Source organism: Pararhodospirillum photometricum DSM 122, assembly GCF_000284415.1.
GTDB lineage: Bacteria > Pseudomonadota > Alphaproteobacteria > Rhodospirillales > Rhodospirillaceae > Pararhodospirillum > Pararhodospirillum photometricum.
This window is the reverse complement of sequence record NC_017059.1, coordinates 1,228,608-1,245,498: the sequence shown is the minus strand read 5'-3', so window position 1 is coordinate 1,245,498 and position 16,891 is coordinate 1,228,608. Positions and strand designations below refer to the sequence as shown.

The 16,891-nt window shown below is 63.8% G+C and carries 19 protein-coding genes; 7 read left to right on the top strand and 12 right to left on the bottom strand.

The annotated features are described in order from the left end of the window. Positions 1 to 50: 50 nt before the first annotated feature. The 3 genes from RSPPHO_RS05450 to RSPPHO_RS05445 all read right to left on the bottom strand — a co-directional run bounded on the left by RSPPHO_RS05450 (position 51) and on the right by RSPPHO_RS05445 (position 3,732). Complete coding sequence (locus RSPPHO_RS05450) at positions 51 to 1,961, bottom strand: propionyl-CoA synthetase (protein ID WP_014414269.1); 1,911 nt, start codon at positions 1,959 to 1,961, stop codon at positions 51 to 53. A gap of 310 nt (positions 1,962 to 2,271) precedes the next feature. Beyond that, a complete protein-coding gene (locus RSPPHO_RS18745; RefSeq protein ID WP_014414268.1) occupies positions 2,272 to 2,439 on the bottom strand; it encodes a YdcH family protein in 168 nt (55 codons plus the stop codon). A gap of 195 nt (positions 2,440 to 2,634) precedes the next feature. Further along, the gene (locus RSPPHO_RS05445; RefSeq protein ID WP_014414267.1) at positions 2,635 to 3,732 is read right to left on the bottom strand and encodes an ATP-dependent 6-phosphofructokinase; all 1,098 of its coding nucleotides are present in this window, start codon (positions 3,730 to 3,732) and stop codon (positions 2,635 to 2,637) included. Between the two features lie 181 nt (positions 3,733 to 3,913). On the opposite strand from RSPPHO_RS05445, the gene RSPPHO_RS20905 reads away from it, so the two are divergent. Further along, positions 3,914 to 4,120, top strand: coding sequence for a YdcH family protein (locus RSPPHO_RS20905; RefSeq protein ID WP_041794446.1), 207 nt, complete (start codon positions 3,914 to 3,916; stop codon positions 4,118 to 4,120). Here RSPPHO_RS20905 and RSPPHO_RS17610 read toward each other — a convergent pair. Then, complete coding sequence (locus RSPPHO_RS17610) at positions 4,117 to 4,926, bottom strand: GGDEF domain-containing protein (RefSeq protein ID WP_014414266.1); 810 nt, start codon at positions 4,924 to 4,926, stop codon at positions 4,117 to 4,119. The two genes, RSPPHO_RS20905 and RSPPHO_RS17610, sit on opposite strands and share 4 nt — an antisense overlap. A gap of 225 nt (positions 4,927 to 5,151) precedes the next feature. Continuing rightward, on the bottom strand, positions 5,152 to 6,105 hold the full coding sequence (locus RSPPHO_RS05430; protein ID WP_014414265.1) for a UDP-glucuronic acid decarboxylase family protein: 954 nt from the start codon (positions 6,103 to 6,105) through the stop codon (positions 5,152 to 5,154). Between the two features lie 223 nt (positions 6,106 to 6,328). Here RSPPHO_RS05430 and purE point away from each other — a divergent pair, with 223 nt between their 5' ends. The 3 genes from purE to RSPPHO_RS05415 all read left to right on the top strand — a co-directional run bounded on the left by purE (position 6,329) and on the right by RSPPHO_RS05415 (position 8,816). After that, positions 6,329 to 6,844: a 5-(carboxyamino)imidazole ribonucleotide mutase gene (gene purE, locus RSPPHO_RS05425; RefSeq protein ID WP_242390573.1), complete on the top strand. Its 516-nt coding sequence runs from the start codon at positions 6,329 to 6,331 to the stop codon at positions 6,842 to 6,844. Between the two features lie 54 nt (positions 6,845 to 6,898). Next, entirely contained in the window at positions 6,899 to 7,963 is a 1,065-nt protein-coding gene (locus RSPPHO_RS05420) for a 5-(carboxyamino)imidazole ribonucleotide synthase (RefSeq protein ID WP_041794443.1), read from the top strand. 91 nt (positions 7,964 to 8,054) lie between these two features. Then, positions 8,055 to 8,816, top strand: a complete 762-nt coding sequence (locus tag RSPPHO_RS05415; protein WP_014414262.1) for a PleD family two-component system response regulator — start codon at positions 8,055 to 8,057, stop codon at positions 8,814 to 8,816. Between the two features lie 68 nt (positions 8,817 to 8,884). On the opposite strand, the gene RSPPHO_RS05410 is transcribed toward RSPPHO_RS05415, so the two are convergent. Together RSPPHO_RS05410 and RSPPHO_RS05405 are read right to left on the bottom strand one after the other, a co-directional pair. Further along, a complete protein-coding gene (locus tag RSPPHO_RS05410) occupies positions 8,885 to 9,472 on the bottom strand; it encodes a DUF1013 domain-containing protein (protein WP_051013698.1) in 588 nt (195 codons plus the stop codon). A 284-nt stretch (positions 9,473 to 9,756) separates the two neighbouring features. After that, entirely contained in the window at positions 9,757 to 10,770 is a 1,014-nt protein-coding gene (locus tag RSPPHO_RS05405; RefSeq protein ID WP_041794440.1) for an NAD(P)H-quinone oxidoreductase, read from the bottom strand. A 133-nt stretch (positions 10,771 to 10,903) separates the two neighbouring features. Here RSPPHO_RS05405 and RSPPHO_RS05400 point away from each other — a divergent pair, with 133 nt between their 5' ends. After that, positions 10,904 to 11,098 (top strand): DUF1192 domain-containing protein, encoded by a 195-nt coding sequence (locus tag RSPPHO_RS05400; RefSeq protein WP_041794437.1) that lies wholly within the window; start codon positions 10,904 to 10,906, stop codon positions 11,096 to 11,098. 173 nt (positions 11,099 to 11,271) lie between these two features. Beyond that, complete coding sequence (locus RSPPHO_RS05395) at positions 11,272 to 12,063, top strand: 3-hydroxybutyrate dehydrogenase (RefSeq protein WP_041794434.1); 792 nt, start codon at positions 11,272 to 11,274, stop codon at positions 12,061 to 12,063. A gap of 42 nt (positions 12,064 to 12,105) precedes the next feature. On the opposite strand, the gene RSPPHO_RS05390 is transcribed toward RSPPHO_RS05395, so the two are convergent. After that, positions 12,106 to 12,900 carry an EF-hand domain-containing protein gene (locus RSPPHO_RS05390; protein WP_041794427.1) on the bottom strand — a complete coding sequence of 265 codons (795 nt, stop codon included), beginning with the start codon at positions 12,898 to 12,900 and terminating at the stop codon, positions 12,106 to 12,108. A 172-nt stretch (positions 12,901 to 13,072) separates the two neighbouring features. Here RSPPHO_RS05390 and RSPPHO_RS05385 point away from each other — a divergent pair, with 172 nt between their 5' ends. After that, positions 13,073 to 13,708 carry a TetR/AcrR family transcriptional regulator gene (locus RSPPHO_RS05385; protein WP_014414256.1) on the top strand — a complete coding sequence of 212 codons (636 nt, stop codon included), beginning with the start codon at positions 13,073 to 13,075 and terminating at the stop codon, positions 13,706 to 13,708. 64 nt (positions 13,709 to 13,772) lie between these two features. On the opposite strand, the gene RSPPHO_RS05380 is transcribed toward RSPPHO_RS05385, so the two are convergent. From RSPPHO_RS05380 to RSPPHO_RS05365, 4 genes are all read right to left on the bottom strand, one after another. Continuing rightward, the gene (locus tag RSPPHO_RS05380; RefSeq protein ID WP_041794423.1) at positions 13,773 to 14,138 is read right to left on the bottom strand and encodes a hypothetical protein; all 366 of its coding nucleotides are present in this window, start codon (positions 14,136 to 14,138) and stop codon (positions 13,773 to 13,775) included. A 2-nt stretch (positions 14,139 to 14,140) separates the two neighbouring features. After that, positions 14,141 to 14,671 carry a chemotaxis protein CheW gene (locus RSPPHO_RS05375; protein WP_041794420.1) on the bottom strand — a complete coding sequence of 177 codons (531 nt, stop codon included), beginning with the start codon at positions 14,669 to 14,671 and terminating at the stop codon, positions 14,141 to 14,143. After that, positions 14,655 to 16,370, bottom strand: coding sequence for a diguanylate cyclase (locus tag RSPPHO_RS05370; protein ID WP_041794417.1), 1,716 nt, complete (start codon positions 16,368 to 16,370; stop codon positions 14,655 to 14,657). The genes RSPPHO_RS05375 and RSPPHO_RS05370 overlap by 17 nt, the downstream gene beginning before the upstream one ends. A gap of 158 nt (positions 16,371 to 16,528) precedes the next feature. Beyond that, positions 16,529 to 16,891: a response regulator gene (locus tag RSPPHO_RS05365; protein WP_014414252.1), complete on the bottom strand. Its 363-nt coding sequence runs from the start codon at positions 16,889 to 16,891 to the stop codon at positions 16,529 to 16,531.

The following is a 16,891-nucleotide window of genomic DNA, read 5'->3' as shown; positions in this document are numbered from 1 at the left end:
ACTCAAAAGGAAAGTCTGGGGAGGCATGCCTCCCCAGACCCCTCGGGTCGTCAGGCCGAGACGCGGTGACCGGCGAGGCCAATGTCTTCCAGGGCTTCGCGGATTTCGGGCAGGATGCCGGGGTCGTCAATGGTCGCTGGCATCTTGAAGTCCTGGTTGTCGGCGATCTTTTGCATGGTGCCGCGCAGGATCTTGCCCGAGCGGGTCTTGGGCAGGCGATGCACCACCACGGTCTGCTTGTAAGCCGCCACCGGGCCAATTTGCTCGCGCACCATGCGGGCACAGTCGGCGGCGATCTTGTCGGGCGCCGTCGTCACACCGGCCTTAAGGCAGACGAAGCCAAGCGGCACCTGACCCTTGAGGTCGTCGGCAACGCCAATCACGGCGCATTCGGCAACATCGGGGTGGGCCGCCAGCACTTCCTCCATGGCGCCCGTGGACAGGCGGTGGCCAGCGACGTTGATGATGTCGTCGGTGCGGGTCATGACGTAGACATAACCGTCATCATCAATAAACCCGGCATCGCCCGTTTTGTAATAGCCCGGGAATTCGGCCAGATAGGATTGGCGGAAGCGGTCGTCGGCGTTCCACAAGGTGGGCAAGGTGCCCGGAGGTAGGGGCAGCTTGCAGGCCAGGGCGCCGATTTTGCCGGGTTCCAGTTCCAGGCCGTTTTCGTCCAGGACGCGGATGTCCCAGCCCGGCGCGGCCCGGGTCGGGCTGCCGTGCTTGACCGGGAACAGGTGCAAGCCCTTGCAATTGGCGGCAATGGACCAGCCGGTCTCGGTTTGCCACCAATGGTCGATCACCGGCACTTCCAGAACCTTTTCGGCCCACTCAATGGTGGCCGGATCGCAGCGCTCACCCGCCAGGAACAAGGTGCGGAAGTGGGAGAGATCGTACTTCTTCAGGTAGGTCGCGTCCGGGTCCTCGCGCTTGATGGCGCGAAAGGCGGTCGGCGCGGTGAACAAGGTCACCACGTTGTGCTCGGCGATCACCCGCCAGAACGTGCCGGGGTCCGGGGTGCCCACCGGTTTGCCCTCGAAGACCACCGTGGTGGCGCCGTGCAGCAGGGGGGCGTAACAAATGTAGGAGTGACCGACCACCCAGCCCACGTCCGAGGCGGCCCAGAAGACCTCGCCCGGTTTGATGTCGTAAATCGCGCTCATTGTCCACTTGAGAGCCACGGCATGGCCGCCGTTGTCGCGCACGACGCCCTTGGGATTGCCCGTGGTTCCCGAGGTGTAGAGAATATATAAGGGATCGGTCGCCGCCACCGGCACGCAGGGGTGCGGCTCGACCTTTTGTACTTCCGCTTCCCAATCCAGGTCGCCCGGCTTGTCCAAGATGGCCAAGGCCTGAGGGCGCTGGAAGATGATCACGGTTTCCGGCTTGTGGGCCGCCTGGCTGATGGCATCCTCAAGGAGCGGCTTGTAGGCGATCACGCGGTTGGGCTCGATCCCGCACGACGCCGCCACCACCACCTTGGGGGTCGCGTCGTTGAGGCGGGTCGCCAGCTCGTGGGGGGCAAAGCCGCCAAAAACCACCGAGTGAACCGCGCCCAGGCGCGCGCACGCCAGCATCGCCACCAAGCTTTCCGGGATCATCGGCATGTAAATGATGACCCGATCGCCCTTGGTCACCCCTTGGGCGGCCAGCACGCCGGCAAAGCGTGCCACTTGGTCTTGGAGCTGGGCATAGGTGACGGTGCGCTTGGTATCGGTCAGGGGGCTGTCATAGATGATGGCGGCCTGCTCGCCCCGGCCCGCTTCCACGTGGCGGTCAACGGCATTGTAGCAGGTGTTCAACTCACCGCCAGCAAACCAGCGATAAAAGGGCGCGCGCGAGTCGTCGAGCACCGTCTCCCAGCGGCGCGTCCAGACAATGTCCTCGGCGGCCTTGCCCCAGAAGGCGGCCTTGTCGTTGATCGAGAGTGCGTAGGCCTCTTCGTATGCGTTGCCCATGGTCTCTTGCTGTCCCCTGGTCCGTTCCGGTTATTGGGATCCCCTTTGCGGTCGATCCCCGCGCGCCCCCCCTTCCCCTAGGGAAGTCGGGGAAGGCGCAGTGTGGGGCAAGAGATGTCGTTTGCAAAGCCTGCGATGAAAGGAACGAGCCCTTGAATCGGGGTTTATGTAATTTTATTTCGCGCCCCCCTGCCGTGACGGCGCAAAGAGCCGGCCTCGATACAGCAAAGCCCCGCGCCGGGACCGGCACGGGGCTCTCAATCGTCGCGTTTCAGGGGCCGGGCAAGAGGCCCGGCGCCGGGGAAAACCTTTATGGGGCCTCCATGCTGGCAATTTCATCCTTGATGCGCAGCTTCTGGCGTTTCAGTTGCGCCACCATCAGAAGATCGGGAACCGGGCGGGCCTCCTCCTTCTCGACAAGCAGATCAATCTCGGCATGACGGGTGCGAAGGGCATCCTTGCGAGCATCCTGACCCATGGCAGGTCCTCCCTAGAGAGTGTCGACACGTCAACCCTAGCACCTTCTTGGTCTGGAACAAGCGGGAAAGCCGGGAAGGGGGCGGTTCCCGGCGCTTGGGGGATGGGGCAGATCCCCTCTGTCCTGCAACTATAATAATTTTAATGTAGGACGTGCTGACGAGCCCGCCCCCCCCCTACGTCGCTGACAAGTCGCCTAGCAGCCAGCCTCGCCCACGTAAATGCCAAGGCCGTGGGCCGTGTGAACCAGGGGGCCCTTAGGGTCAAGGCAGCGCGGGCCAATGCACACATCCTCCAAGGGCAGGTCGATGGCGCCCCGGTTTTGCCAAGCAACCATCCGGCCAAAGCGGCGCTGGGCCAGGAGGTCCACGGCGTGGACGCCGAACACCGAGGCCAGAAGGCGGTCGCGCATGGAGGGGATGCCGCCGCGCTGGACATGGCCCAAGATGGTGACGCGGGTTTCGATGTTTGTGGCCTGCTCGATATGGTCCGAAAGATAGGCGCCGATGCCACCATAGCGCATCTCGCCGCCGGTGTGGCGCTGCATGGCGCTTTGGCCGTCCAGGGTCTTGACGCCCTCGGCCACCACAATCAGGGCGTGGCTGCGGCCTTCGGCCTGGACCGTGCGGATGCGCTGGGTGATGCCGTCCAGGGTGTAGGGCATCTCGGGCACCAAGATGACGTCGGCTCCTCCGGCGATCCCGGCGTTCATGGCAATGTGGCCGGCGTCGCGGCCCATGACCTCCAAGATCATCACGCGGTGATGGCTGGCCGCCGTGGCCTGAAGGCGGTCCAGAGCCTCGGTCACTACGTTGACGGCCGTCGAGAAGCCCACGGCATACTCGGTCCCCTCAACGTCGTTGTCGATGGTCTTGGGAACGCCCACCATGCCGATGGATCCCTTGTCGCAGAGCTTTTTCAAGATGCGCATGGAGCCGTCGCCGCCGATCACGATCAGGCCATCAAGTTCCAGCCGATGGAACCCATCGACGAAATCCAAGGAGCGGTCCATGAAACCGCCATCGGGCATGGGGAAGTTGAAGGGATCGCCCTTGTTGATGGTACCCAGCACCGTCCCGCCAGCGCGCAGGATATCGTGACCGGCAAAACCGTCGAGATCGAGTTCGGTGTAGCGCAAGGGCCGGTCCATGAGGCCCAAGGTGCCATCGAGAATACCCAGCACCTTCCAGCCATAGGTACCGACCGCGCGATGGGTCACCGCCCGGATCACGGCGTTGAGACCGGCGCAATCCCCACCGCTGGTGAGGACGCCGATGCGTCGGATGTCGCTCATGTGCCCCTCTTCTGTTTAGGTTCGTCACCGATGCCGATAATGGTATAACGGCAGGTGACCCAGCATGACTCGCGTCTGCTGTCGATCCCAGCGTAATCGTTGTCCGCCCGTTTCCACCAGTGTCAACAAGGTGACTCCTGGAGGCAAGTCGAGCGGCGCCCAGCCGAGGAACCCCCAAGCCGTGGATGCTCACGAAATCGAGAACTTGAAGGCGAGACTCGGAGAACTGCGCCTTGAACACCGCGACCTAGACACAGTCATCGCAAAGGTCCTGGAGTCGGCTCCTTTCGACATGATTCAGATGCAGCGCCTCAAAAAGCGTAAGCTGGCCCTCAAGGATCAAATCACTCGGCTGGAGAACCGCCTGATCCCTGATATCATTGCTTAGGAAGCCCCCCAGGAGGAGGAGGGGCGGGGCGGCGGGGCGGCGGGGCGTGGCCCCTCCAGCCGGCCGCAGAACTCGCCCAAGCTTTCTCCCGGGCCACTCGCCTCGACCTGGATCGACAGCTCAAGGGGAACCCTGGTGCCGGTGCGTTCCCAGGGATGCGAGACCAAGTCGCGGCGGCGGTCCTGGGCCCAGGTGCGCAGGGCATCCAGGGCCAGCGGCGCCGATTCCCCGGGATCGCGGCCGCGCGCCACCACCAAGGTGACGCCCCCCAGGCTGCCCACCAAGGCGGGGAGTCCTCCCGCGCCCAGCAGGACCAGCGCCACATGGACGAGGGCGGCATTGGCCATCCCCGGCCCCTCGAGGCGGCGCAAGGTGTCGTGGTTCTCCAGGTGGAAGAGGGCGGCCACGATGCCTTGGGCCCGTCCCCGGTGCTCACGCATCAACCGCCCCAACGCCAAGAGGGTGGCGCGGCGATTGAGGATGGGCAGCAGGGCGTCGCCATCGGCCAGGGAGGACAAATAGGCCTCGCGACCATGGGCGAGGCGCAAGGCAGCTCGCAACCGGTCCACTTCTCCCATGATCGCATCAAGGGCTCGTTGAAGCCGAGGGGTCATCAGGTGAGCCGGCAAGTCCAGGATAAGGCTATCCACCTGATCTTGATCGTCGTTGGGAAAGGGTGGGGGCGGATCCCAGGTCTGCCCACTAAAGCGGCGATGAAACAGGGTGGATGATCCCGGGGCGTCATGATCCGCTGTCCAGCGGACGGGGCCGGGTATGTGCTCGGGACCTTGAATGTCGTCGGCCATCCTGGATCTCCTCGTCTCGTCCGGGAGTTTCTCTCCCTACTCCAGCATAGCAGTCTTGGGGGCAAGGCACGAAGGTCAAGCGCTCTGTTCTACCCGAAAACGGGCAGATGAAACGATCGGCCGTTTGTCCGGGGCAAGAGCGCGGCACTTTGGGACGACTTTATCGTGGCCGTCCCGGGGCGTGCAAACGAGCCGGGGCGGGAGGGGCGCGACTCGAGACGGAGGTCAGGAGACGAGGGCGCGGAAATAGGCGATGGTGCGGTCCAGGCCTTCTTCCAAGGAGAGTGTGGGGGTCCAGTTCAGCAGGGCCCGGGCGTGGCTGATGTCGGGTTGGCGCTGACGGGGGTCGTCTTGGGGCAAGGGCTTGAACTCCAGGCGCGAGGACGATCGCGTGAGGCGCAGCACCGTTTCGGCCAGTTCCAGAATCGTGAACTCCCCCGGATTGCCGAGGTTGAGGGGGCCGGTATGCGCGGCTTCCGACTCCATGAAGCGCAAGAAGCCCTCGATCAGGTCATCGACGTAACAAAAACTGCGGGTCTGCTGACCCTCGCCATAGATCGTGATTGGCTCCCCGCGCAGCGCCTGCATGATAAAATTGGAAACCACGCGACCGTCGTTGGGGTGCATGCGGGGGCCATAGGTATTAAAAATGCGCGCCACTTTGATCGAGAGGCCGTGCTGGCGGTGGTAGTCGAAAAACAAGGTTTCGGCGCAGCGCTTGCCTTCATCGTAACACGAGCGCGGGCCAATGGGGTTGACGTTGCCCCAGTAGGTCTCGGGCTGCGGGTGAATGGCCGGATCGCCATAGACCTCGCTGGTGGACGCCTGGAAAATGCGCACCCCCAGGCGCTTGGCCAAGCCCAGCATGTTGATGGCCCCATGGACGCTGGTCTTGGTTGTTTGGACCGGGTCACGCTGATAGTGAATGGGGGAGGCAGGGCAAGCAAGGTTATAGATTTCATCCACTTCGACATAAAGAGGAAAGGTCACGTCGTGGCGAATGGCCTCAAAACTGGGGCTATTGAGGAGGTGTGTGATATTCTGTCGGCTTCCAGTATAATAATTATCCACGCAAAGAACTTCGCATCCCTCTCGGAGCAGGCGGTCGCACAGGTGAGATCCGAGGAAACCTGCTCCCCCCGTCACCATAACGCGCTTCTTGAAGGTCCTTGATATCATGATGGTGTCTCTCGTGGAGCCCGGCTCCGGGCGGATGAGGGGGAGATGACGCTACCCTTGTTGGTCGCGGGCTTCAACTCTTCGAGGGAAGGCGGCGCGTCGGAGCGGCCTCCCCCTTTGAGAAAGTCTCTCGACGGGCCACAAGGGTTTTTGCTATAATAGTCGGCCCCTCAAAATGAGGGATCTTCTCTTTGACCCGTTGGTTTCGTCAGGATTACCGCCCATGACCGAGATGCCCGATCCGTCGTCCGACCGTCCGCTGGTCGGGGTCATCATGGGCAGTCAATCGGACTGGACCACCTTGTGTCATGCCTGGGAAATCCTGGGGACCCTGGGCGTTCCCGCCGAGCGGCGCATCGTTTCGGCGCATCGCACGCCCCAGCGTCTTGTGGACTACGCCACCACCGCGCGGGAACGCGGCTTGCGGGTGATCATCGCCGGGGCTGGGGGCGCGGCCCATCTGCCGGGCATGGTGGCCGCCATGACCACCGTCCCTGTCCTTGGCGTGCCGGTGCAAAGCAAGACCCTCTCGGGCCTCGACAGTTTGCTGTCCATTGTACAGATGCCAGGCGGCGTGCCGGTCGGGACTCTGGCCATCGGCAAGGCCGGGGCGATCAATGCCGCTTTGTTGGCCGCCGCCATTTTGGCGCCCTCTTTGCCCGAGGTTGATACCGCCCTCATCGCTTGGCGCGAGGCTCAGACCAATGCGGTCAGCCCGCTTCCTCTCGACGAAGCGTGAGGGATGTCCGTCATGACCGCGCACGCGTCGGAGGGGAGAGAGGCAGGATCGGCCATGATCGGGCCGGGAGGCTGGATCGGCATTCTGGGGGGCGGGCAATTGGGACGCATGACCGCCCTCGCGGCGGCCCGCCTGGGCTTGCGTTGTCACATTTACACGCCCGAGGCTGAAGGGCCGGCGGGGCAGGTGGCCTCCCGGGTCACTGTCGCTCCCTATGAAGACCTGGACGCTCTGGCCCGCTGGGCCGACAGCGTGGATGTCATTACCTTCGAGTTCGAGAACGTCCCCGCCGCCAGTCTGGCCTCGCTGGCCGGGCGTCGCCCCTTGCGCCCCGGGCCCCGGGCTCTGGAGATTGCGCAAGACCGGATTAGCGAAAAGAGTTTTTTCGCTGACCTTGGCATTCCCACCGCCCCGTGGGTGCCGGTCCATGGGGCCGACGATCTGCGCCACGGCTTGGCCCATCTCGGCGGCCCCGCCCTCCTCAAGACCGCCCGCCTGGGCTACGATGGCAAAGGCCAGCTCCGCCTTGATCCCACGAGCGATCCCGAGGACGCTTGGCGGAGTCTGGGGCAGGTGCCCGCCGTTCTCGAAGGATTGGTGTCGTTTAGTCGCGAGGTCTCGGTCATCGTGGCGCGAGGCCTTGATGGCGCCGTGGCTTGTTTTGATCCCACGGAAAACGTTCACCGCAACGGCATCTTGCACACCAGCACCGTGCCGGCCGCGCTGTCCGAGGACGAAGCCGAGGCCGCTTGCCGCGTTGCGATTCGTGCCGCCCAAGCCCTCGATCTGGTGGGCCTTCTGGCGGTCGAGATGTTTCTCACCATGGATGGCCAAATCATCGCCAACGAAATGGCACCGCGTCCCCACAACAGTGGGCACTGGACCATGGATGCCTGCCACACTGACCAGTTCGAGCAACTCGTGCGCGCTGTTTGCGGCTTGCCGCTGGGTGATCCTGGCCGTTTCCGGCCCCTGCGTATGCTCAATCTCATCGGCGACGACGTCCTCGACTGGGTCAGCCATCTGGCGCGCCCGGGGGCCCGACTGCATCTTTATGGCAAGCACGAGAGTCGTCCGGGGCGAAAGATGGGGCACGTCAATTTTCCCCCAACGCCCTGAGATCGCCCGACTCGCGTGCTTTCTCTCTTCTTGAAGGGGCTGCTGCTCGTTAAACTCGAGATCCCCTACCGCGAATCCGGGAGACGGAACCATGGCGCGTGACGATTACAACGCCCTGATCGAAGCAGAGTTCCGCGAGGAACTGAGGGACAATATCAGTGAACTGGAGGTTACGGTTGGCAACCTTCGGTCCGCCGCGGTCCCTCTTCGGCAGGGCGCAACGCGGGTCCGCTCCATCGTGGCCCGCATCAACCGGCTTTCCGTGGCCATGGACTTTTCCCTGTTATCCCTGACCTTGCGGCGCTTCACCGACTACATGCACGATCTCGACGAACCGACCGACCGCAATCTCGACGACTTGGCGATCTTTGCCGATATTTTGAGCGGGTTGCTCGTCGGGGAGATCGACGCGGCCGCTAACGAAGCCGAGTTCTTCCGCTCGTTGCCGGCCCGCCGTCCCGTCGATTTGGGCGATGTGGAGCACCTGAATGTCGAAGTGCTTCTTGTTGAGCCTCAGCGCTCCAGCGCCAACATCATCGCGCGTGAATTGCATCAGTGCGGTTATAAGGTCACCAACGCCCGCACAGCCCGGGAAGGGCTCGACCTCGCCGCCCGAACCCGGCCCGATCTGGTGATCTCGTCGGCAGTGCTCGACATTTTGTCTGGTGTGGACCTGGGCTGCGCTCTGGCTGCCATGCCCTCGACCGAGTCTATTGCGTTTTGCATTCTCACCAGCTTTGACCGGGATCATCCTTTCCTGGTCAAGTTGCCGAAAAGTTGCGGCTACTTGCATAAAGGCGGTAATTTCGGAGTCGATTTGTCCAACGAGTTGCAGCGGTTTGGGTTGATGTGACGTCTTTGGAATGAAGGTCTGGGGAGGCGCGGCCTCCCCAGACCCCTCGATTGCCGACGGCGAAGGGCTTATTCCTCGTCGTCGTTTTCCAGCACGGCCGAGCGAGGGGACAGGTCGGCGGCGACCGGAGGGGCTGGCCGGCGTGGCGACAAGATGATTGCTTTTTCCAAGTCGGCCTCGGTGCACAGGCCCAGGGTCACCGGGTTGCGCGGCTTGATGTTGGCGGCGTTCCAGTGGGTCCGGTCGCGGATGGCCTGAATGGTCGGCTTGGTCGTGCCCAGCAGCTTGCAGATCTGCGCTTCTGAAATCTCGGGATGGTTTTTCAAGATCCAGGCAATGCCGTCGGGGCGGTCGTGGCGCTTTGAGACCGGGGTGTAGCGCGTGCCCTTGTTGCGGGCCTGGGGCAGGGGATCATCGGTCATTTTGAGGCGCAGGCGAGCCGACGCGTCTTTTTCGCACCGCTTGATCTCCGCCATCATCACCTGTCCCTTGGCCACGGGGTCAAGGCCGGTGATGCCGATGGCAACCTCGCCATCGGCGATGGCTTGCACCTCCAGGGCATGCATGCCGCAAAATTCGGCGATCTGTTCAAAGCTCAAGGTGGTGTTGTCCACCAGCCAGACGGCGGTCGCCTTGGGCATCAGAGGCAGGGCCATGGGTTCTCCTCGCGTGCGTTGCCGCTCCAAAAAGGAAGCGGTGCAATCAGTATCGGGTCCCGGGGCACCGTCGAGCGATGGGGGGGCCACCGCCGCCCATCTCTCAACAGACGGGCGGAGCCCTTCGGGTCCACGAAGAAGGGAAAAACTTTCCCGGTTGACGGGCGGCTCGGGCTCACCCGCGCGGTCAAGCGCGCACGACTCCCGCCCGGCGCCCACGCCACCGGCGACCCCTAAGCATATAGCCCCGCTTGCCTCCCGGGTCAAATGCCGCCCATCCTTCCTTAGGCGCTTTTTTTCACGGCCAGAACGATTTTACCGATATGGCTGGAGTCTTCCATCAGGCGATGGGCGGCCACCGCTTGGTCAAGGGGAAACTCGGCGTGGATCGGTGGATACACACGACCACTTTCCAGCAAGGGCCAGACGTGTTCACGCACCGCCGCCGCGATGGCTGCCTTCACGGCCACGGGGCGCGCGCGCAAGGTCGAGCCGGTGAGCACCAACCGCTTCAGCATGACCCGCATCATGTCGAAGCTGACCCGTGAGCCGTTGAGAAAGGCGATGCTGACCCGCCGCCCGTCGTCGGCCATGATGCCAATGTCACGCGCCACATAGTCGCCACCGACCATGTCCAAGATCACGTCCACGCCCCGGCCTTCGGTGGTGGCCCGGATCACGTCCTCGTAGGTCTCCTCGCGGTAATTGATGGCCCGGTCAGCCCCAAGCGCCACGCAGGCGTCGCACTTGGTCTTGCTGCCTGCCGTGGTAAACACCCGGGCGCCCCGCGCCTTGGCCATCTGAATCGCGATCGTTCCGATGCCGCTGGAGCCCCCATGCACCAAAAAGCTCTCGCCGGGGGCCAACTGGGCCCGCTCGAACACGTTGTGCCACACCGTGAACACCGTTTCGGGCAGGGCACCGGCCTGGGTCAAGCTCAGGCCGCGCGGCACCGGCAGGCACAACGGCGCCTCGGCCACCACATACTCGGCATAGCCGCCGCCCGACAGCAAGGCRCACACCGGCATACCAACGGCAAGCGTGCCGCAATCGGGACCCAGGGCGGCGATCACCCCCGAGACCTCCAGGCCGGGTAGGTCCGAGGCACCGGGCGGAGCTGGATAGCGTCCCTCGCGCTGGAGTACATCGGGCCGGTTGACCCCGGCCGTATCCACCGCGATCAGAACCTCTCTGGGACCAGGATGGGGCACCGGGCGGGTCGCGAGGCGCAACATGTCCGGCCCCCCCTTGCCCGCGATCTCGACACAGTGCATGGTTTCTGGAAGGCCGTCGCTCATCAAAGACTCCTGTGCTCTGGAAAGAGCGGGATCTGCCCGCGCTTGGTCAAAGAGAGGGAGGGGCCATAGTGGCGGCCAGATCTGGCCGGCGCAACCCGCATCGCGCCGCTGTCTCGTGGTTGGGAGAGGAAAGATGGACCTCGACGATCGCCCCGTCCACCCGCCGCGCCCCCCGATGCCCGCGCCGTTGGACGACATGAGCCTGGGGGACCTGGAGGATTACATTCACACCCTGGAGGCCGAGATCGCTCGCACCCGCGCCCACATCGCCACCCGCTCCGGGCAGCGCACCGCCGCCGAACGGCTGTTTCGCGCCGCCTCCCCCTAATCCCGAACGCAAGGGAACGAGGAGTCTGGGGAGGCCGCGCCAAACAGCGTTGTCTTTTTGCCTTGCCCCCAAAGGGCCCGGTCCCTTCTTCCAATCGCCCTGGGCGATTGCTGTGGTCTTGTGGTACCAAAAACCGTAAAAGCGCGGGAGACCCTACTCCAAGGAGAGCGTTGATGAGCGGATCCCAGACCCGACACGTTGCCCTGATCACCGGATCGACCAGTGGTATCGGCCTTGGCATCGCCCGGGCGCTGGCCGCCTCCGGGCGCGATATCATGTTAAGCGGCTTTGGCGAGGCTGCCGCCATCGACGCCTTGCGCCACGAGATCGAAACCGAGCACGGTGTGCGCTGCCTGTATCGCTTTGCTGACCTCGCCGATCCCCTGGCTTGCCGGGCCCTGGTGGCCGAAACCGAATCCCGCCTCGGGAGGCTCGACATCTTGGTTAACAATGCTGGGATCCAGCATGTGGACAGCGTGCCCGACTTTCCCATCGAGAAATGGGACCACGTGATCGCCGTCAACCTGTCGGCGGTGTTCCACTGCTCGGCGGCGGCGCTGCCTGGCATGATCGCTCGGGATTTCGGACGCATCGTCAACATCGCCAGCGCCCACGGCCTAGTGGCCAGTGTCAACAAGTCGGCGTATGTCGCCGCCAAGCACGGGGTGGTGGGGCTCACCAAGGTTATGGCCCTGGAAAATGCCCAGCGACCCCTGACCGTGAATGCCGTGTGCCCGGGCTGGGTACTGACGCCTCTGGTCCAGCGGCAAATCGAGGCGCGGGCGGAGGCTGGGGGGCTATCGGTCGAGGCAGCCACGGCCCAGCTCTTGGGGGAAAAGCAGCCGGCCGGCCGCTTTGTGACCCCGGAGCAATTGGGGGCCTTTGTTGTTTTCCTGTGCTCCGAGGCGGCCGCAACCCTGACCGGCGCCGCCTTGCCCGTGGACGGCGGGTGGACCGCTCAGTAACCGAGGGGGCTGGGGAGGCCGCGCCTCCCCAGCCTTGCTGGGTTAGACCACGGCCGCGCTCGCCGAGGACGTCGAGGCAACCGTGCTCGCCTGAGTATAGGCGGCGATAAAGCGCTGGATCATCGACTGGGCGCCAGCTTGCCGCTCGGCCTCGCTGACCACCCCGTCCTTGTTGGTGTCCAGGGGGTCGTAGGTCTTGCTGGCGCTCACCGCGCCGCCGCCACCACCACCGCCGCCCGAGGCCGAGGTGCTCTCACTTGTGTCGCTACTGCTGTCGCTGCTGCTCGTCGTACTGCTGGCTGTTTCGGTACTTTCATCGCTTGCGCTGGTCTCGGTCGCCGGTGGCGGTGGAGGCGGGGCCGCCGCCGCCAGCTCTTCGGTGGTCAAGGCCCCATCCTGGTCGGTATCCAGGGCGTCGAACGCGGCCGCCACCGCCTCGCTGTCTTCGTCGCCGGCCGCAGCGGTGAACTCGTCCTCGCTCACCTGTCCGCTGTCATCCGTATCCAGGGCGGCCATAAGCTGGGCCAACGGATTGCCCGCTTCCTCCTGGGCCTGAAGGAGTGAGCCGGTCGTGTCACTGGAAAGGGCGCTGCTTTGGTAGGTTTGGAACTCGGACGACGACACTTCGCCGTTGCCGTCCGTGTCCATCTGGGTAAACAGCGCTTCAACCGATGAGGCATTGTTGCCGCCCGGCACGTTTTGCCCGGCGGTTTTCAGCTCTTCCAGGGTCACTCCACCGCTGCTATCGCTGTCGAGCTTGCTGAACGCATCGCTGCGGTTTTGCGTGATCGCCGCGAGGAGGCTGTAGCTCAAGGAGCTTGCACCCTCGATGTTCATGGTGAACCTCCGTTGTCGGGGGTCCGGGCCCGGTTTGGGGCACGGACCGGAGAGAGGCTCTCTCCGGCGTGAGATCTGCATGCAATAAGGACGGACAGTCGGGTTTCAAAGGAAGGTTTCATGTTGGATCCGGCCGTCTTGGCGTTAGTTGATAGAGGGGTAATATGAAATCATGACAACCAAAGAGCGTCTAATTGAAGCCGCGACGCGAGAGTTTGCCGATCGTGGCTACCATGGAGCGACCATCCAGGCCATCGTGTATCGGGCCGGGGCCAATCAGGCGGCGGTGAACTATCACTTTGGCAATAAGGCCAAGCTGTATGAAATGGTGATGCGTCAGGCCATGGCGCGTTTGATCCGCTTTCGTGACAACCCCCTGGCCGACTGGCTGGGTGCCCCCGATCCCCTGGAGGCCTTGGTGCGCGATCTCCTGAGCGAGAACCTGTTGCCCGATGGGGAACGGGCCTTGCTGCACCGCCTGCTGGCCTGGGAGCAACTCGCCTCGTCGGGGATTCCCGGGGTGCAGCCGGTGGTGATGATGGATCCGCATTTCCGGGCGGTGACGGCGCTGCTGGCCCGCGAAGTCGGTTGTCCGGCCGACGACCCTCAGGTGTTGGTTGATGCGGTCTGGGTCATTGGCCAGTGCAACGCCTTTGGCCGACACAATCCCTTGCGTAGCCATCTGCGCCCGGCGCCGGGGAACGAGGAGCGGTTTTTTGAGGAGACGGTGGCTTTGTTGGTGCCTCGGATCCGGGCTGGCTTCGCCTTGACCCGTGACCCCCCCCGGTTGGCCATTCCAGCCGAGTAAGGGGGAGAGGATTTCCGCGCAGGAAGCGGCGGAAGGTTGAAATTTTGTTTGATAATAGAAAGAGTTACGGACCCTTCGGGGGGAGCTTGTCGGGATCGAGAAAGAGAACGACACCCCCTCGGGTCCATCCCAGGGCCACAATTGCGTAGGCCCGCAAAAAGGGAGCGAGCAAGGCCGGCACCGCCAAAATGTCGGTCTCGCTCACGCTCTCCAAGACCGGATCGCTCACCTCAAGCCAGCGCGGCGCTTCGCCGTCACGGGCCGGGCGCAGGGCCAGCGAGTGGCGGGCGCCAGCCGCCAGAGGCAGGCCCAGCAGATCCTCCAACCGTTCCTCAGCGCCGCTCACCTGTCCCAGAGCCTCCACCCGCCGTGCCTCAAAGGCCGCGCGCAAGGGGCCGACCTGGCACAGCACCACCGGCAGCGTGTCCACCCTCAGGTCTCCGTCGGCTGGAGACATTGGAACACACCCTCGGCGTCTAAAACCGTGACCGGCTTGGCGTCCGCTAAAAACACACCGCGCACCCAGGGCCGCAGGCTCTCATTGGTCGTGGCCGGGGGGGGGTGTAAGGCGCTTGCCGGGAGGTCCATCACGTCCGTGACCCGGTCCACCCGAAGGCCGGCGCGCAGCCCCGCCGCCTGCGCCAACAAAAGCCGCGATCCCAGCCCGGCCGGCGGCGGGGGGTAGCGGAGCACGGTACGCAGGCAGACCACCGGCTCGACATCGCCGCGTACAGTCAAGACCCCCTCCACCCCGCTCGGGCATCCCGGGAGGAAAAAGGCCGGAGTCCCCGGTAAAATTTCCCTGACCTGCTCGCCCGGCAGGGCAAAAAGATCCCGCTCCAGGCCAAAAACCACCATCTTCAAGGTGGGTTCGTTGACATCAATCACGGGGGTTGCTGGCCCGCCCTGGCGCCGGGCCAAAATCGCCTCCAAGGTGGGGGGGGCGTCAGCGCATGGTGTCATGGTGTTCGTCCTCGGCAATCAGAACACGGTTACGGCCCTCCCGCTTGGCGTCGTACAGCGCCCGGTCAGCCCGTTCCAGCAGCAGGTGGGCGGTTTCCTGACCGGAAAAGCCCGCGACCCCGGCGCTAAAGGTGCAATTGAACTCTTGGCCGGCCGTATCAAAGCGGATCTTGGCAAAATCACCGCGCAGGTCGTCAATCAGGGCCTTGGCGTCCGTGGGGGCGACGTTTTGCAAGATGACCGCAAATTCCTCGCCGCCGTACCGGCCGACCGTATCCGACGTTCGCAACCGTTGTTGAAACAGCCGGGCCAGGGCGACCAAAACTTGATCTCCCACCGGATGCCCATAGGAGTCGTTGACCATCTTGAAACGGTCCACGTCAATCATGACCAAGCAGAGCTTGGTTTCGTCACGTCGGGCCGAGCTGATCGCCGATTCCAGAAATTGCAACATAAACGTGTGGTTAAACAGCCCCGTCAGGCTGTCGCGAACCATCAAGGAGCGCAAGGTGCGCATCCGTTCGGCCCGCAGGGCCACGGCGCTGATCAGGTCCTCTGGCTGGATCGGCTTGGTCAAGAACCCTTCCGCTCCCACCCGCAGGGCTGAGACCTGTTTGACCTTGTCGGTTTCGCTCGACAGAAAAACGATGGGCAGGCTGATGAACTCGGGCACCTGACGGATCAGTCGCGACAGGTCGCGACCAGTGCAAGTGGGCATATACATGTCCATCAAGACCAGATCGGGGTTGAACTCGTTCAAGGTTTCCAGGATTTGCCGAGGGTCGTGGAGCAGGCGGGTGGTCATGCCGACCTGCTCCAGAATAAAGCTGTGGTAGGTTGCGATTTCCGGCTCGTCATCGACCACCAGCACCCGGTACGGATCGGGCTCCTGGCTGAGGGTCAGGCCGTCAAGGCACTCCACTAAATCAATCGCCTTGATCGGTTTTGCGAAATACGCTTCGCCTCCCGCCTGGACCGCGCGCAGACGCGCATCGAAATCCCGGCGCGATGAGACAAACACCACCGGGGGTGGTGCCCGCATGTCTCGGCGTAAGCCGGCGATCAGGTCGGTGCCCAGGCTGGAGCCCGAGGGGAAGATGATGTCCATCACCACGGCGTCGGGACGAACCGACAGCACGGCGGCGCGCAGGCTCTCGGGCGTGGTAAAGATGCTGACCGCGTAGCCAAAACAGCGCAGTTGCGCACTTAGTTGTTCGGCCTGCAATTCCTCGTCATCGCAGACATAGATGCGCTTGCGGTCCTTGCGCGGAACCACGGAAAAACGCTCGAAATCGGGGGCGGGAGGGGCCACCCCGAGGGCCTCGGGATGGCGCCTAGCGTCCTCGATCCCCTGGGCAAAACCATCAAGCAGCGCAGGCAAGGCCAGAAGCAGGGCCGTCAGCCGCTCCCGGCGCGAGGATGGGCCGTCCCCGGGATCCCCGTCGCGTGCTAAACGCAAGGTGGTTTCCATCTGGGCGGCCGTGGCGCTCAGACGGGGCAAGCCAAAAGACGCCGCCGTCCCCTTTACCCCGTGGAAAAGGCGGCACAAGGCCTCCAAGGCGTCGTCATCATCGGGGGTCTGGCACAAGGTTTCCAGGTGTCTCCGGGCCTCGGTCAGACTGTCTGGCAGCTTGTCCAAAAAAACCCGTCGCAGTTGACGAACTTTTTCGCGCAGTGAGGGCGAGCGGGTGGTGGTCATTCCGTCTGTCCGTCTTTCTGTTGTCCCTCGGCACAAACCGCCGTTTGGCCGAAGGCCCCTTGCCGGGGTCCCCCGGAACCAGCCAGCGCCCCTAAACAGGGCGCCAACCCCAACACCGTTTCTTTGGCGCCCCCGTTTCTTTGGCGCAGATGTGGGCTTTATCGGTTTGGAAGATCCGCCACGGCCTGGGGGAGGACGTCCTCCAAGGCGGCATCTTTCATCAGGCATCCGGTCAGGCGCGGCTCCTCCGCCCACAGTCCGGCCGGATCATCACCCGTCAGCAGCAAAAAGGGGATGTCGAGGTTTTGGTCGCGCAAGGTGCGAAACAGGTCGATGCCACTGACCACCGGCATGTGCATGTCGGAGATGATCAGGTCCGGGATTTTCCCGTCAGGCGCCTCCAGGGCATCGAGAGCTTCCATGGCGTTGCCGGCCAGCACGATGTCGTGTCCTGCATCCTCCAGGACAGCGCCCACCAATTCTCCGGCGAGTGGGTCGTCATCAACAACAAGAATTCTCAT

Coding starts and splice junctions, on each gene's coding strand:
- RSPPHO_RS05450 (WP_014414269.1), bottom strand. CDS start 1,961: ATGGGCAACGCATACGAAGAGGCCTACGCACTCTCGATCAACGACAAG.
- RSPPHO_RS18745 (WP_014414268.1), bottom strand. CDS start 2,439: ATGGGTCAGGATGCTCGCAAGGATGCCCTTCGCACCCGTCATGCCGAG.
- RSPPHO_RS05445 (WP_014414267.1), bottom strand. CDS start 3,732: ATGAGCGACATCCGACGCATCGGCGTCCTCACCAGCGGTGGGGATTGC.
- RSPPHO_RS17610 (WP_014414266.1), bottom strand. CDS start 4,926: ATGGCCGACGACATTCAAGGTCCCGAGCACATACCCGGCCCCGTCCGC.
- RSPPHO_RS05430 (WP_014414265.1), bottom strand. CDS start 6,105: ATGATATCAAGGACCTTCAAGAAGCGCGTTATGGTGACGGGGGGAGCA.
- purE (WP_242390573.1), top strand. CDS start 6,329: ATGACCGAGATGCCCGATCCGTCGTCCGACCGTCCGCTGGTCGGGGTC.
- RSPPHO_RS05420 (WP_041794443.1), top strand. CDS start 6,899: ATGATCGGGCCGGGAGGCTGGATCGGCATTCTGGGGGGCGGGCAATTG.
- RSPPHO_RS05415 (WP_014414262.1), top strand. CDS start 8,055: ATGGCGCGTGACGATTACAACGCCCTGATCGAAGCAGAGTTCCGCGAG.
- RSPPHO_RS05410 (WP_051013698.1), bottom strand. CDS start 9,472: ATGGCCCTGCCTCTGATGCCCAAGGCGACCGCCGTCTGGCTGGTGGAC.
- RSPPHO_RS05400 (WP_041794437.1), top strand. CDS start 10,904: ATGGACCTCGACGATCGCCCCGTCCACCCGCCGCGCCCCCCGATGCCC.
- RSPPHO_RS05395 (WP_041794434.1), top strand. CDS start 11,272: ATGAGCGGATCCCAGACCCGACACGTTGCCCTGATCACCGGATCGACC.
- RSPPHO_RS05390 (WP_041794427.1), bottom strand. CDS start 12,900: ATGAACATCGAGGGTGCAAGCTCCTTGAGCTACAGCCTCCTCGCGGCG.
- RSPPHO_RS05385 (WP_014414256.1), top strand. CDS start 13,073: ATGACAACCAAAGAGCGTCTAATTGAAGCCGCGACGCGAGAGTTTGCC.
- RSPPHO_RS05375 (WP_041794420.1), bottom strand. CDS start 14,671: ATGACACCATGCGCTGACGCCCCCCCCACCTTGGAGGCGATTTTGGCC.
- RSPPHO_RS05370 (WP_041794417.1), bottom strand. CDS start 16,370: ATGACCACCACCCGCTCGCCCTCACTGCGCGAAAAAGTTCGTCAACTG.
- RSPPHO_RS05365 (WP_014414252.1), bottom strand. CDS start 16,891: ATGAGAATTCTTGTTGTTGATGACGACCCACTCGCCGGAGAATTGGTG.